Genomic DNA, 15,072 nt, shown 5'->3' with positions numbered 1-15,072 from the left:
TATTTCGCTAAAATCAATTGACCTAAAATAACTTAAATGCTATTATAAAGACATAGCTAAATAAGACTTTAAAAAAGCCTAGAAACATTGCATTTATTCCGTTCTCCAACATAAGATGTATTATATTAGGTCGTATTTTTTATACATATTTTTAGCAAATAAGTTAGCTTATAAACACAGTTTACTAGCATAAAAGCTATTTGTCAACAAATTAATAGCGAAAAAGTCAGCACTGTCTTTTGTAAGCCCTAGAAAGGTTGATATAAATGAGTTTAGTGGAGCGAATTAAAAATCTGTGTGATGAAAAAAGCACTAATTTTGCAGAAGTAGAAAGGAGAATAGGAATCTCTAATGGTCAAATTCGTCGTTGGGACAATTCTTCTCCTAAAGCAGAAAACTTAGAGAGGGTAGCTGATCACTTTAATGTATCGACTGATTATCTTCTAGGACGTAGTAATCAAAAAAATTATTTTACTTTGGAGGCTAACGATAAAAGTATTGCTGACAAAAAATTGAAGGAGATTTTAAATGAACTAGATGAGGAAGATAAAGAACTATTAATAGCTTCCTTAGAAAATTCGCTGCTCTTAGCAAAACAATTGGCTAAGAAAAAGTTCAACTGATGCTAGTTTCACTTTACTCTCTTTTAATCAAAAATGGGCTATAAGTATACGGAAAAATCCTTCTGCTTAGCCTATTTTTGCCCCACTCCAAACGATTGGTAGTTTGTCACACGTTCTCGTAACATGTACATAAATGTTTAGCCTAAAGAAAGTGGCATCTTCAGTGGATTAACTTAACCGATGATAAAAATACTAATAACCCTTGTTTGCTGCTAAACCAACATTCAAGGTTTTATTAAGAGTGTCTATTATTCTATAAGAAAAAGGGAAGTAAAGCATTCCCTTTTATAATTAGGTAAGTTTTTCTGTTAACTCACCTATAGCTATTGAATGTTATAATGAATGTCGAAGCCATACTATATCCGTTATCATCGTCACCAATTGATGTAGCAGTAACCAATATTACTCAACGATTATTTAGATTTTCCTCTACTTTATGTAATCATTTTTTTCATTCAATGCATACTTAAAGTTTCTACTGAAATTCTAATATTTTATTTTTCCATGTAAAACATAAAATATTAAGTATGTGTTATAAATAAGTACTTCACTCTACGTTGTCAGACTATAATACCTTAAATTCTTCAAATATATTTCTCAATATTTGAACGTTTCTATACTGCTCTTTAAATACCTCAGTTCTAAGTCCTTTTATTTCTGGAATATAGGGTGTCCATATATCATGTGAATGCATAGGATGGTCTTCCCAAACTGATACAACGTAGCTTTTGAACTCTTCTTTTTCATCTTCAGAATCAAAAACCAACATGCATTCCATAAATCGTCTGTGTGATGATGAAGCTTCATCCCCATCAGGTTTATAATAAAATTGATGAATAGAGTATTCTAAAGAATCTTTAATAAAATATTTAAAGGAAATATCCCATCCATGATAATCTGTTAATGAAATACCGTCTGTAGAAGGTGTAGAAGTGAAATATCTTCCACCATCTAAAGATGCTCCACCAGTAGAAAACAATAACGTTTGATGGTAATAAAGATTTATATTACACCAAGAAGGATTTGAATCTGTTTGGTTGAATAAATAGAATTCATATCCATTCCTGTAGTCATCATAATCATGTTCGATTGTGAACTCAGGAAAGTACTTATAGTATTTCTTTGTAGAAACATCAGGAGATGAATAAATCCAATCGTCTGACTTTTCCAAGTAGTATTTAACTCTTTCCAAAGGAGTAGAAATCAAACGAAATCTTTTCTTCCATAAGTATTCTACGTGATGAATATCTGCTGACTTTTCTTTTGGGGTATTTGTATCCATTACCCTAGTGTAAATATTGTTTGCGAATACCCCTTGATATTTCTCGCTTAAGTAATAAGGTGTATTAAAAGTATTTTTTATCACAATTACATCAATCTCACCGTCATTGACGAAGATTGTTTCAACATAAACAATCGGTCTTATTCCTCCAGAAAACTTTTTATCTCTTAAAAAATCTACGAGCATTTGTGTGTTTTTTCTATTCTCATCATTGACAACACTATTTACTTTATATTTATTTTCTTCATCTATTCCAATGATTATATAAGCGTCCCTGTTATCCAAATTATTTGCCATACAAATAATATCGTGTAGTAAGTCAGATTTCTTCTCACTGGTATACCATTCTTTTTTAAAGTCCCAATAAGATCCTTCTTGTTTCAGTGATATTAACTTTTGAATTAATTGGCGCATCCTTCTTTTTACCTCACCTTTTTTATAATTTTATACATTATATAGATTCTATCTATCATACAATAATTCAGGATTTTCATAAAGTTGCATTTAAGCTTTAACTTATAACATAAGGTGAGTAGCATATGCAGTTACTCACCTTAGTGTTTTGTTTTTATTTTATAGAGACTCAGCTACAGTAAATAGTTAAATCTCTTTTCATATTTGTTAAACATCATAAATATTTACGTAAAGTATCAGCAACTTCATCTGCATCAATTTCAATATACCGTTGAGTTACTTCATATGAACTATGACCAAGTGCCTTCGATATTATTGCTAAAGGTACTTTTTTACGTACAAGATTAGTTGCATATAATCTACGTATTTTATGCGGTGATATTGAAAGCCCATATTTTTTTGAGTAAGCGTTTATTCGTTTTGAAATAGCATTATTATGTGAATAATCATTCAAAGTCGGCTTTCCACTTTTTGAGATAAAAATATAATCGTTCTTTTCCTTATAACGTTTCCTCACCTCGTGATTTTGTTTAATTAAACGTTCGAGCAACATTAACAGTTCATCATCTAAGGGAATTTTCAATACTTGTCCATTCTTCATGATGTCTCCTGAAAGCACTAGCATCTTTTCATTAAAATTGATATGCTCCTCTTTTAGACTTGTTAATGTATGGATACGTATACCTGTCCTATAAAGTAAAACTAAAACAGTTACATCTCTCCAACCAATCCATGAAGTAGTATCAATCAGCGATAATAATATTTCTAGTTCCTTCTCATCTGCTGCTTTTTTAACTTTTTTATCAACTTTAATTTTAATATCCTTCCAAAACTTCCCTTGACCTTTTAGCCAACCGTTATCATAAAACCTAGTTAAAATTGCCGATACAAACCTAAATCTGTTAGCTTGAGTTGTCTTATCTAAATGATTAAGTGATTCCAACCAATTCATGAATCCTTCTTTATTAATATCATCCACCGTCTCAATATTTAGAAATTCTACATATTTTTGCATCGCCTGGTTATAGGTTAGCAAAGTTTTATGCCTTAATCCTTGTAATTGCATTTGTCGATTTACAATTTCAATAGCCTTGAATATAGATAAAGAGTCAGATTTTTGTACTACATTCTTTTTCTCAGATTTCTTAGGTTGTAAAGTTGGCTTAAAAACTAAATCTTCCATTCTTAATTCTTTTACCTTTCTAGACATTTAACCTCTTCCCTTCAATAAAATAAAGAAGGTAACAAATTTGGGATAAAATTATTTTATTTACTTCCCAGTTCTTTTCCCTAGAAACGTTTAAATATAAATGGAAATATTTATACAAATCAAATTTCACATTATTTCCCACACCTATTTCACTCATTCCATACATCCGTAATACGCCAAACCTTGATTTAATAATGTTTATAGACTATGGAACATATTTCATGCTATACTAGAGCCATTGTGAAAAAAGGAGGAACTTGCATGATTCAAGTTAGTAATGTAGGTCTTCGCTATGGCGATCGTAAACTATTTGAAGACGTAAATATAAAATTCACACCAGGAAATTGCTACGGTTTAATTGGGGCAAATGGTGCTGGTAAATCAACATTTTTAAAAATCCTTTCTGGTGAAATTGAAGCCCAAGAAGGTAACGTATCCATGGGCAAGGACGAACGTTTATCTGTCCTAAAACAAAACCACTTTGAATACGATGAGCATACAGTGCTCGACACAGTTATTATGGGGAATAAACGCCTCTATGACGTAAAAACAGAAAAAGACGCTATCTATGCGAAGGAAGACTTCTCAGATGAAGATGGCATGCGTGCAGCTGAGCTAGAAGGTGAATTTGCCGAGCTAAACGGTTGGGAAGCTGAATCAGAAGCTGCAACATTATTAAACGGTTTAGGTATCTCAGATGATCTTCATTACATGCTAATGGGCGATCTTGAAGGTTCTGACAAAGTCAAAGTTTTACTTGCACAGGCACTATTTGGTCAGCCTGATGTCCTTTTACTCGATGAGCCTACCAACCACCTTGACTTAAAGGCGATTCAATGGTTAGAGGAATTCCTGATTAACTTTGAAAATACAGTCATCGTAGTATCCCATGACCGTCACTTCTTAAACAAAGTATGTACACATATTGCGGATTTGGACTTCTCTAAAATCCAATTATACGTAGGTAACTATGATTTTTGGTATGAATCTTCTCAATTAGCGCAAAAAATGGCGCAAGATCAAAATTCGAAAAAAGAAGAAAAAATTAAAGAATTACAAGCGTTTATCGCACGCTTCTCTGCGAATGCTTCTAAATCAAAACAAGCAACATCTCGTAAAAAAATGCTGGATAAAATTGAGCTCGATGATATTAAGCCATCAAGCCGTAAATATCCATTTATCAACTTCCAAATCGGTCGTGAAATCGGTAATGATGTACTGACAGTAGAAGATTTGACAGCAAGTCATGAAGGCGCAACATTATTCAAAGACATTCGCTTCTCTATGAACAAAGAAGACAAAATCGTTTTACTTGGTAGCCCAATGGCGAAAACAGCCCTTCTTGATATCTTAATGGAAGAAAAAGAAGCAGATGCTGGATCATTTAAATGGGGTGTCACAACATCTCAAAGCTACTTCGAAAACGATCATGACAAGTACTTTGAAGGTTCTGAGAAAACATTAGTGGAATGGCTACGTCAATATTCTCCAGACGATGAAACAGAAAGCTTCCTACGTGGATTCTTAGGACGTATGCTATTCTCTGGTGAAGAAGTGAAAAAATCCCCTGCTGTTCTATCAGGAGGCGAAAAAGTTCGTTGTATGTTATCAAAAATGATGCTTGCGACAGCAAACGTGATTTTACTTGATGAACCAACGAACCACCTTGACCTTGAATCCATTCAAGCACTGAACGAAGGCTTAATTCGTTTCAAAGGTGCCATGATTTTCACATCACATGACCATCAGTTTATCCAAACAATCGCCAACCGTGTCATCGAAATCCGTGAAGACGGCTCAATTTTAGATAAACAATTAACATATGATGAATTCTTAGAGTGGAAAGACAGCCAAGGCTTAAGCTAATTTCCACCAAAAATCCTCTACCAGCATTAGGTAGAGGATTTTTTTGTGTAGCGGATGCTGTCATAATTTATAGAATGCTATTAAGATACAAAAGATGATTTTGGAGGGGCAAAATTGCAATTATTTCGGATGTCCACGGAAATAAAACAGCATTAGAGGCAGTGGTAAAGGACATTTGATTAAGAAAGATTGAAAGAATTTTTTGTTTAGGTGATAATAACTAGTTTTGATCAAAACCTTGAAAAGCCCCTGATACAACCACTCCCCCACAACATGGAGATTTGCTTGTTCTGCTGATAATTCTCTACCTCTTCCAATTACCATAATATAGCTTTTGATTGATTTATTATTATCACGGCTTATTGAATGAAACGATTTCTTAGGAGGGGCAAAAATAAAAGAATGGTAAGAAGCTGGATGCTCCTACCATTCTTTTCATCAACGATTACTCGATTTTTATTCCTCCACCTTTTTAAACGCTAGTACGGCATTATGACCGCCAAAGCCAAAACCATTGGATAACGCAATATTGACAGGTTGTTGCAGTGCCTTGTTCGGCACATAGTTTAAATCACACTCTGGATCTGGTGTTTCGTAATTAATGGTTGGCGGAATGATGCCTTCCATTATACTTTTCAATGTAATAATGGCTTCGATGCCCCCAGCCGCTCCAAAGAGATGCCCTGTCATCGATTTTGTAGAGCTCACCTTTAAGTGATAGGCATGTTCACCAAAGACACTTTTAATTGCCTTTGTTTCGGATTTATCGCCCTCTGGTGTACTAGTACCATGCGCATTAATGTAATCGACAGTGGATACATCTATATCGCCCATTTTTAAGGCTAATTTCATCGCATTGGCAGCGCCCGTATAATCAGGTGCTGTAATGTGGTAAGCATCTGTTGTGACACCATAGCCTACAATCTCACCAAGAATCGTTGCGCCCCTTTGTTTGGCATGTTCATATTCCTCTAAGAATACGATGCCAGCTCCTTCTGACATGACAAAGCCATCTCGCTCACTGTCGAAGGGACGGCTTGCTTTTGCTGGCTCATCATTTCTGGTGGACATTGCTTTCATTCGTGAGAAACCTGCAAAGCTAAGTGGATTGATGGGCGCCTCTGCTCCACCTGCTAAAATGCCATCCGCATAGCCATGTCGTATAGCTAAGAAGGCTTCTCCAATCGCTTGGTTTCCTGTTGCACAGGCTGAGACAGGTGAAAAGCTTGGCCCTTTAAAGCCCGTTTGTATCGCTAGTATTCCCGCGGCCATATTGCTAATCATCATTGGCACCATGAATGGGGACACCCTTCTAGGCCCATTATCGAGCATTGCCTGATGATTCTCTAAAATCGTCTCAATACCACCAATGCCTGAGCCAACATAAACACCTAGACGCTCCTTATCGATCTGCTCCATATTTAAATTGGCTTGCTCTAAAGCTTGTTGAGAAGCGGCAACTGCATATTGCACAAATAAATCATACTTACTGATTTCTTTTTTATCCATATACTGTGTTGCGTCAAAATCTGTAATCGTCCCTGCAATTTGCGTATTAATACCGCTGAATTGCTCTCCTTGAATTTTTTGAATTCCTGATTTCCCAGTTTTTATATTCTCCCATAGGGCTGAAACTGTATTCCCTAATGGAGATACAACACCATATCCAGTCACAACGACTCTTCGTACCATGCACATCTCTCCTTCTTATTTAGAAAATTATTTTAATAACGCCTTTAATTGCTCCAGCATTTTTACAAAAAAGGCTTCTCCTAAAACGCGTTTATATTGTAACGCACCCTTTGTACTAGAAATAAGCAATATGGCTAGAGACTCTAAATCATCCGTCGCTTGGAGTGCACCCTGTTGTTTGGCTTCCTTCAATAGGGCTATAAAAACATCGATTTCCATTTGACTAAGCTGTTGTAGCTTGTCTTGCATCCGTTGTGGTAATTCTTGATAATCTGCCTGTAAAGCTGAAATAGGACAAACACCCTCTTTTTCTAGGCATTTTACTCGTTGCAAAATAAAAGCAAAAGGTTTTTCCTCCACTGGTATAGCGGAATCTTGAATCGTTTTATACGTCCCTTTTAGCCCTTGTTGAATCCTTTCGCAAACCGCAACCCCTAAGTCTCCTTTCTTTTCAAAATGATAATGAATACTTGCCTTCGTAACGCCAAGCTCTTTAGCTAAATGGTCATAACTAAATGATGTGAAACCTTTTTCCTGAATATGCTTCAATGATAATTCTATAATTTGCGTTTTTCTATTTGTCATGGTTTTATACTAACTTACTAGTAGGTAAGTGTCAATTTTTAGAAATACAGCAGATAAATGATTTATCTGCCGCTTGAATAATTATTGCATTTCTTTTGTTGGTCCCATCACACCAGGTACTGGTAAACCAGCTTGACGTAGCAGAACCGTCATTTGTCCACGATGATGTGTTTGATGGTCGATCAATACACGTAATAAAGCCCCTTTTGGCATTGGCGCTGTAAAGCCATTGACTACCTCTAGTAAATCTTCGTTAGAAAGCTTTGCCACTTCCTCTTTAATACCGTTGGCAATATTTTCATAGGCTGTCACAATGTCAGCAGCTGTCGTTGGTACGGGATCTTCTTGTCGAATCATTGGCACCTTTAAGCCTGCCAGATAACTAAAATAGCCTGCAGCCCCAACTAAATGCCAGCCTAGCCAGCCAAGTGTACTGTGGCCCTCCACAATATTTTGATTTAGCTTATCATCTGTTAGAGCCTGTAATACTTGCAGTGTTCCTTTAGATGCATTCGACCATTCCTGTAAAAAATCATCAATTTGTCTATACATATCTTTGCCCCCCACTCTTCAACTTCATTTCTATCATAGTTAATTTTCCCATGGGAGACAAGTTTCTGATTATAGTTTACATAATATAATTATTTATATTAACCTCATATCACTCGTATAACGTCTCGCATTCACGTATAATGAAAGAAAATAGCGAAGGAGTATGCCTATGAGACACTTTGTCCTAGTATTTTCTCTTGCATTTTTACTCACTGGTTGTAATGAAGAAGGAAAAGTAGAGCCCACGCCAACTGCGGAGGACAAACAGCCTGTTGAGCAGAAACAAACATCGCTTCTCTCCTATTTTCCAGCTGATGGGTCTACGGCCTATTTTCAAGGAGAAGGAAATGAGTTTGCTAGCTTCACACTGCGTACAACCTATCTCGATCCACAGCATATTGCACAAATAGAGGATAATGGTGGTGTGACTCTCTTAAAAATCTATCGCATAACGGATACAAATATTGATCTTGTCTATCGGGAACCAGTTGACAGCAATCCAAGTTTGCCAAGTGCAGCAGAGGCAGCTTCTTATCCTGTACTGGAAACAATTCTTCAAAAGCCATTACAAGTTGGGACAAGTTTTCAAGGCTGGACCATTCAATCAACGACCGCCACTGTTGATACAGGAACAAACATTTATCAAGATGTGATCCAGCTAACCCGCTCTAAAGATCAAATGACGACGACCAAATATTTTGTGAAAGATATAGGCCTAATTCGCATAGAGGATACGATGGAGACAGATCAAGATGAACCATTTGTTGTAACATCCACCTTGCAAAAAATAGAATAGTTTGATGATAACAGGCGTCCAGCTTGGGCACCTGTTATTTTAGCTTAGGGGGTCTTATATGAGTGACATACATAATGCAACATCCAAGCAAGAAGAATTGACGGAAGAAGAATTCATTGAGCTCGTACTCGAAGAACAACAAAAAGCATTAGCACGAGAACGAGAAGAACGGCTTCATGGAAAAAAGCCCAAAAAACAAAAACCTCTTGTGCGTTGGATGGTGTGGGGCATGGCAATGGTCCTATTTTTCAATACATTCGCCTTAGTTTTTCAAATTTATTCCATTCCAGCGATTGAATTCATCAAAGTTTCAACCCGACTCTCGGCACAAGAGGATATACAAACCTATAAAAAGGCAGTCGTTGAAATCTCGACTGGCTCTAGCAAAGGCACTGGTTTTGCCATTTCTCCTGACGGGCTTATTGTCACCAATGCCCACGTAGTAGAAGATGCCACTTCATTATCTGTTGTATTTCCAGACGAGGGATTGATGGAGGCAACGTTAATCGAAAGTTATCCAGCAGTAGATTTAGCTCTAGTACAAGTGGAGGCCGAGCAACTCCCCTATCTCCCACTAGCAGAAGATCCACCTTTTTCTGCGGATGAACATATTTATTTTATTGGTAACCCTCTCGCCTTTACAGGTATTGCGAATGAAGGGACACTACTAGAATCCATTCAATTAGAGGATTGGCAGGAGCCCGTTATGATGCTGAAAGCCCCGGTTTATCGGGGGAATAGTGGTAGCCCTGTAATCGACCAACAGGGGAAGGTCATTGGCATTATCTTTGCGACGATGAAACATGAGCCGATTGGTCGTGTCGGCCTGTTCGTACCCGTTCAACAGCTCCATCATTTATTAGAAGCGCAACATAAAAAATGAACCTGTGGTAAGCAGGTTCATTTTTTGGGGGAATAGAGTTTACATAATATTATTATTTATCCTTACTTTCTTGCTTCACAAACTGAGCGATTGGTGATTTCACAGGGATCTTACTGACTACCTCATCACTCACTTCTGCAACTTTTTGTAGCACATGTAACAGCTTATCGTCCCCTGTCCAATGCTTTTCCACTACTTCCGGCCCCAATTTATTAATGATCGTATTGATCACAAAAGTCGCCAGCACCACATCATCTAAGTAGCCACCAAAGCCTAATAATCCCTCTGGCATCAGATCAATCGGCAGCACAAAATACGCAATAGAAGCCCCTATTAAAGCTCGACTTTTCTTATCTACACCCGCATCGGTTACTGTTTTAATTAATAAATGAAATAAATCAGGCACAAACATTAAATAAGGCGTAAATTTATTCTTTTTCCCCTTCTTCGATCCAAGAAAAGCTACTAATTTCATACGCAACTTCTGATAAAAATCTTGCTGCTCCTGTTCCTCAGGCAATTTTTCTACATTCTGCAAATCCATCTACCTCCTTCATTATTACAAACAATCTAGAATTTTTTCCATGGTATTCGCTACTATTAAGTGCAGTCTTTTCTCTACTTAGCACGGTTGCCCTTCAATTTTGCAGGCTATCCTTCGCTTTGTGTGGTCTATCCGCTACTTTTGCTATCCTATCCACCGCTTTGCTCAGATGCTCTCCATTTTTGCGAGCTATCCTTTGCTTTGAAGATTCTATCCGCTACTTTCATAAAGCTATCCTTCGCTTTACGCAGTCTATCCGCTACTTTTGCTATTCTATCCACCGCTTTGCTCAGATGCTCTCCATTTTTGCGAGCTATCCTTTGCTTTGAAGATTCTATCCACTACTTTCATAAAGCTATCCTTCGCTTTACGCAGTCTATCCGCTACTTTTGCTATTCTATCCACCGCTTTGCTCGGATGCTCTCCATTTTTGCGAGTTATCCTTCACTTTACAGATTCTATCCACTACTTTCATAAAGCTATCCTTCGCTTTACGCAGTCTATCCGCTACTTTTGCTATCCTATCCACCGCTTTGCTCAGATGCTCTCCAATTTTGCGGGCTATCCTTCACTTTGCTCATTCTATCCACTACTCTATATATAACCTAAATAATGATTTGTAATCCCTTAAACTTTTAAATGCTACAAAAAAAGACACCCTATTTGCATAGGATGTCTGGGTTTAACGAAAGTATTTTTTAATTACTGAGAATTAAAGTTTAGTTACGTTAGCAGCTTGTGGTCCGCGGTTGCCATCTACAACTTCGAATTCCACTTTTTGACCTTCGTCAAGTGTTTTGAAACCTTCGCCTTGGATAGCTGAGAAGTGTACGAATACGTCGTTTTCACCTTCAACTTCGATGAATCCAAAACCTTTTTCTGAGTTAAACCATTTTACTGTACCTTGTTTCATTTAAGAAAACCTCCAAAAAATAAAAGTGAACAATATGTAATTTCTTCAAGGAATGAAAAAAATTCACATATTACAAAGAGTACCGAACTAACGCGATCACTTTTTGTAATATGTGAATTCATGTTTCCGGTGAAGCAATTAAATTGTTAACCTAAGTATAACCGCCATTCATAATTTTGTCAAATAAAGAAATTGTTTTTTTACTTTATTTCAAAATCTTTTTACAACTCTCCGATTTTACAAGCAATAATGCCATGATAAACTTGTGCATCGTCATCACAAGCCTCACAATAGAAGCTTTCGTCATCAGACCAAAAAGCCCAATACTGCCCTTCTTTCGTCATTTCATTGTCATAAGAGGAACGAAAGTGTGCTAATTTTTGCTGTAATGCACTTTCAAAAAGCTCCTTCGTTTCAAATGTATCTTGTGTTTGAATAAAAGCTTCCCAGCCTTCAAATTTCCACCAAGGCTCGTAGTCCGCTTTCATGTAAATAATTGTATACATATTTGCCCATTCCTTGCTGTCATTAGATAATTTCATTTTAGCAAACACATCTGAAATGTCTATTAAAACCACCTGAATTATGCTATTATTACCTTATTATACATACTTTTTGGGAGGAATTTTTATGTTTTCAAGTATTCGACCTAAAGCAGAGTTAGAAGAACTTCTAAAACGTGGTACGGATTTGCATGCAACAGGCCGATTCCATCAAACACTGGCATTCAACCATTTTCATTCACAGGATGAGGAGCATTTGAGGACACTCTATCAAAAGCTAAAAGATATTACCCCCTCCATGAATGCCATTTTTCATCATTATTTAAGCGAGATATCCCCTACCTCTCAATTAACCATTAGTGAAGAAAATATCAATCAATACTTAACACAATTTTTCTTAGCAACACGTGATGATAATTATGTAGACGAAACTGTCAAATTTTTCAATCTATTTCGCAAGCATCAATATGAGCCTGGTAAACTAATTGTCGTATTTAATCAATTCGCATTCTATATTACGACATATATTTTACACAATTTTGGTATCAAGCCGAATAAGGCATTTCAATTTATGAAATCATTCCAATCCGCTGTCAATGTCGATCAAGAATTATTAGTGGAAGTCTTGACGGAACGCATTATTGAAAATGTAGTGGGCGAAGTATCCTCTTTAATGGATGTTAATGCCAAAATTATGTACATGAAAGATTTGGTCTTTAGCTTAGATAAACAAAATGAGGAAATTCAATCCTCCACTGCTGCAACAGAACAGATTGCCGCTTCTATTAATGAGGTAGCGCGTATGTCTTCTCATATATCTGAGAAAACGACTGAATCTGTTGACCATGCAACGCAAGGGAAAAATGCGATTGAGCATGCCTTATCAGAAATTTTTAAAACGGAAGAAACGTTTACTTCTATCGTAGAATCATTTTCAGAATTGCAAAAGCGGGTAAATGATATTGAGCAGGTTGTCACGTTAATCAACCAAATTGCAGATCAGACGAATTTACTTGCTCTCAATGCCTCCATCGAAGCCGCACGTGCAGGTGAACATGGAAAAGGCTTTGCGGTCGTAGCACAAGAAGTACGAAAGCTAGCTGAAAACACGGTCTCTGCTCTAAGCGAAGTATCTGCGAATGTTCATCATTTAAAGAGTTATTCCAATGATGTGTCTCATTCCATTACAGAAACGACAGCCATCATTAAAGAAGCTACTGTCGAGGCAAAAGATTCATTACCATTATTAAATGCCATTGTGCATGCGATTGAAGGCATTAATTTAGATGTTACAAATACAGCAGCCATTTCACAACAACAAGCAGCTGCAATTGATGAAGTCTCTGCGAGAATGATTGAAATTTCAAGTTTGCAGGAAGATATTCGTGATTATAGCCATAATACATCCAGTGACATTCATTTATTAGGGAAAGAAATTAACCGTTTCCGTAATGATATTATTGCCAACAATAATGTGCAGCTTTCATCTATTGCTCTTTTACAATTATCGAAGGCTGATCATATTTTATGGAAATGGCGCATTTATAATATGTTCCTTGGCCTAGAAAAAGTGGAACCAAGCGATGTTTCTTCTCATCGAGATTGCCGACTTGGCAAATGGTACACAGCGCCACGGACAGTAGAACGTTTCGGCCATTTACAGGACTATCATGAGTTGGATGGCTATCATTTACGTGTCCATGAATCAGCGAAGCTTGCTGCAGAAGCCCATAAAGCTGGCCATATCGAGCAAGCCGATGTCCATTTAAAGGAAGTAGATGAGGCATCTAAGCATGTTCTTTATTATATTAATAACTTAATTGCTTATTTAGAAAAAGAACGTGTCATGCAATAAACGGAGAGGCTCATCCCTCTCCCCCATTAGCTAGGAGGTATTCCCTTGAACAAACGAGCAAGTATCAAATTTTTTGGTGATGTTTACGGCACAGGCTACCGTTTTTTCATCAAACAAAAAGCTATTGAATTAGGGTTAAAAGGCTACTGCCGATTGAATGACGCAGAGCAAATTGAAGTGGAAGTAGAAGGCTCTGAAAAAGCGCTTAATGAATTCCTCCTTTTTGTCCAAAAAGGCGTCAGCCCTCAAGCTGATTCCAATTCATTTTCATTAGAATTGTACGATGAGTTAAAAGGATACGTACGTATGGAGTCAGACATTGTTTAGTCTGGCTCTTTTTTTTGTACTGTTATACGGGACGTCAAAAAGAGTAAAGAAAGCATTCCCTTTTCGCCATACATTGATATGAAACATTCCCCAAAACTAGGAACATCTTTTCATTTGAGCGTTATTTAATGTTCGTAATAGTCAACAACATACTAATCATATATTCCCCATTCAAATAAAAAATAATGACTATCAGATTTTCCAAATATATAATCATATGTATGTCCCTTTTTTATTTGAATAATTTCGACATTATTCAATCTAGTTAAAAGTTCTTTTACAATGGCCTCTTGAGCATTAAGGTATGCTAACTCATTTTTAAATCTACTGATAAAATCATCTTTGTTCACTAACTCCATATAACTGTATTTTTTGGGGTAATACTCATTAATCCAGCCCATTTCTAACGCCGTTATCCATTGTTCATCTGAAGGGTCTGGGTCATCATTAACTTCCCACTCCTCTCCATCAAACAATTCCTTTTTAAAGATCGCTGAAAATGCCTCTTGAATAGTATCAAATTGACTTTTTTCTGCAAATATTAAATCGACTTGCATAACATAGTTATCTCTAAATTCATATACATCAAATGATAAATTCGATAACCTTACATTAGCAATTTGTCTCGCAAATAAATTGTGATCATCAAGCAACTCTTGAATATCTTTCTTCATCAAATAATCTCCATACCTTTCTTCCTACTTCTATTAAATTAATACTACACCGCATTATTGTAAGAACTATAAAAGGCAACAAAAAGCCACGTTCAGACTTCTGACGATTATTTAATTTTTATTTTTTGAATCGTCGCAACATAGATAGATGCTTCATTGATTTTCACATATTAATTTTTGGATTCCTTCAAATATCCCTCTTTGCATAAATACGCTTTTAGCTTTGATTTTTTCTCAAAGATCTTTTCTATCACCTTTTGCTCCCATACTTGTTCATCTATATTTTTAGTAATCGACATCATATAAATTTTTGTCATGCTCTTTCCCCCTTTAACTATTTTACGAATTTATTT

Annotated in this window: 16 protein-coding genes; 6 read left to right on the top strand and 10 right to left on the bottom strand. The window is 36.4% G+C overall.

The window, feature by feature from the left end; translation table 11 throughout:
• The first annotated feature begins 266 nt into the window (after positions 1-266).
• On the top strand, positions 267-623 hold the full coding sequence (locus MKY46_RS11405; RefSeq protein WP_340834229.1) for a helix-turn-helix domain-containing protein: 357 nt from the start codon (positions 267-269) through the stop codon (positions 621-623).
• A 565-nt stretch (positions 624-1,188) separates the two neighbouring features.
• Here MKY46_RS11405 and MKY46_RS11400 read toward each other — a convergent pair.
• A complete protein-coding gene (locus MKY46_RS11400; protein ID WP_340834227.1) occupies positions 1,189-2,319 on the bottom strand; it encodes an AlbA family DNA-binding domain-containing protein in 1,131 nt (376 codons plus the stop codon).
• Positions 2,320-2,533: 214 nt separating this feature from the next.
• Entirely contained in the window at positions 2,534-3,529 is a 996-nt protein-coding gene (locus tag MKY46_RS11395) for a tyrosine-type recombinase/integrase (RefSeq protein WP_340834225.1), read from the bottom strand.
• A 261-nt stretch (positions 3,530-3,790) separates the two neighbouring features.
• Here MKY46_RS11395 and MKY46_RS11390 point away from each other — a divergent pair, with 261 nt between their 5' ends.
• Positions 3,791-5,395: an ABC-F family ATP-binding cassette domain-containing protein gene (locus MKY46_RS11390; protein WP_036125988.1), complete on the top strand. Its 1,605-nt coding sequence runs from the start codon at positions 3,791-3,793 to the stop codon at positions 5,393-5,395.
• A gap of 456 nt (positions 5,396-5,851) precedes the next feature.
• On the opposite strand, the gene fabF is transcribed toward MKY46_RS11390, so the two are convergent.
• The 3 genes from fabF to MKY46_RS11375 form a co-directional block, all read right to left on the bottom strand.
• A complete protein-coding gene (fabF, locus tag MKY46_RS11385) occupies positions 5,852-7,087 on the bottom strand; it encodes a beta-ketoacyl-ACP synthase II (RefSeq protein WP_036125990.1) in 1,236 nt (411 codons plus the stop codon).
• 27 nt (positions 7,088-7,114) lie between these two features.
• Positions 7,115-7,672, bottom strand: a complete 558-nt coding sequence (locus MKY46_RS11380; RefSeq protein WP_036125992.1) for a TetR/AcrR family transcriptional regulator — start codon at positions 7,670-7,672, stop codon at positions 7,115-7,117.
• Between the two features lie 81 nt (positions 7,673-7,753).
• On the bottom strand, positions 7,754-8,224 hold the full coding sequence (locus MKY46_RS11375) for a DinB family protein (protein ID WP_036125994.1): 471 nt from the start codon (positions 8,222-8,224) through the stop codon (positions 7,754-7,756).
• 169 nt (positions 8,225-8,393) lie between these two features.
• Here MKY46_RS11375 and MKY46_RS11370 point away from each other — a divergent pair, with 169 nt between their 5' ends.
• Entirely contained in the window at positions 8,394-9,020 is a 627-nt protein-coding gene (locus tag MKY46_RS11370) for a hypothetical protein (RefSeq protein WP_089933593.1), read from the top strand.
• Between the two features lie 58 nt (positions 9,021-9,078).
• On the top strand, positions 9,079-9,903 hold the full coding sequence (locus tag MKY46_RS11365) for a S1 family peptidase (RefSeq protein WP_089933597.1): 825 nt from the start codon (positions 9,079-9,081) through the stop codon (positions 9,901-9,903).
• Positions 9,904-9,955: 52 nt separating this feature from the next.
• Here MKY46_RS11365 and MKY46_RS11360 read toward each other — a convergent pair whose 3' ends face one another.
• The 3 genes from MKY46_RS11360 to MKY46_RS11350 all read right to left on the bottom strand — a co-directional run bounded on the left by MKY46_RS11360 (position 9,956) and on the right by MKY46_RS11350 (position 11,902).
• The gene (locus MKY46_RS11360; RefSeq protein ID WP_271913390.1) at positions 9,956-10,447 is read right to left on the bottom strand and encodes a YkvA family protein; all 492 of its coding nucleotides are present in this window, start codon (positions 10,445-10,447) and stop codon (positions 9,956-9,958) included.
• Between the two features lie 712 nt (positions 10,448-11,159).
• On the bottom strand, positions 11,160-11,360 hold the full coding sequence (locus MKY46_RS11355) for a cold-shock protein (protein ID WP_004230088.1): 201 nt from the start codon (positions 11,358-11,360) through the stop codon (positions 11,160-11,162).
• Between the two features lie 221 nt (positions 11,361-11,581).
• Complete coding sequence (locus tag MKY46_RS11350) at positions 11,582-11,902, bottom strand: DUF1033 family protein (RefSeq protein ID WP_230593917.1); 321 nt, start codon at positions 11,900-11,902, stop codon at positions 11,582-11,584.
• A gap of 88 nt (positions 11,903-11,990) precedes the next feature.
• On the opposite strand from MKY46_RS11350, the gene MKY46_RS11345 reads away from it, so the two are divergent.
• Both MKY46_RS11345 and MKY46_RS11340 read left to right on the top strand, forming a co-directional pair.
• Positions 11,991-13,718, top strand: a complete 1,728-nt coding sequence (locus tag MKY46_RS11345) for a methyl-accepting chemotaxis protein (RefSeq protein WP_036126005.1) — start codon at positions 11,991-11,993, stop codon at positions 13,716-13,718.
• Positions 13,719-13,763: 45 nt separating this feature from the next.
• Positions 13,764-14,045, top strand: a complete 282-nt coding sequence (locus MKY46_RS11340) for an acylphosphatase (RefSeq protein WP_036126007.1) — start codon at positions 13,764-13,766, stop codon at positions 14,043-14,045.
• A gap of 152 nt (positions 14,046-14,197) precedes the next feature.
• Here the strand turns inward: MKY46_RS11340 and MKY46_RS11335 are convergent, their stop codons facing one another.
• Complete coding sequence (locus MKY46_RS11335) at positions 14,198-14,719, bottom strand: hypothetical protein (protein ID WP_058844433.1); 522 nt, start codon at positions 14,717-14,719, stop codon at positions 14,198-14,200.
• A gap of 170 nt (positions 14,720-14,889) precedes the next feature.
• Complete coding sequence (locus tag MKY46_RS11330; RefSeq protein WP_231745069.1) at positions 14,890-15,036, bottom strand: hypothetical protein; 147 nt, start codon at positions 15,034-15,036, stop codon at positions 14,890-14,892.
• Positions 15,037-15,072 lie beyond the last annotated feature (36 nt).

The sequence above is a fragment of the Lysinibacillus sp. FSL M8-0355 genome, from assembly GCF_038008985.1.
GTDB classification, from domain to species: Bacteria; Bacillota; Bacilli; order Bacillales_A; family Planococcaceae; genus Lysinibacillus; species Lysinibacillus fusiformis_D.
Note: the sequence above shows the minus strand (reverse complement) of the source record. Positions and strands in the feature narration are given on the sequence as shown.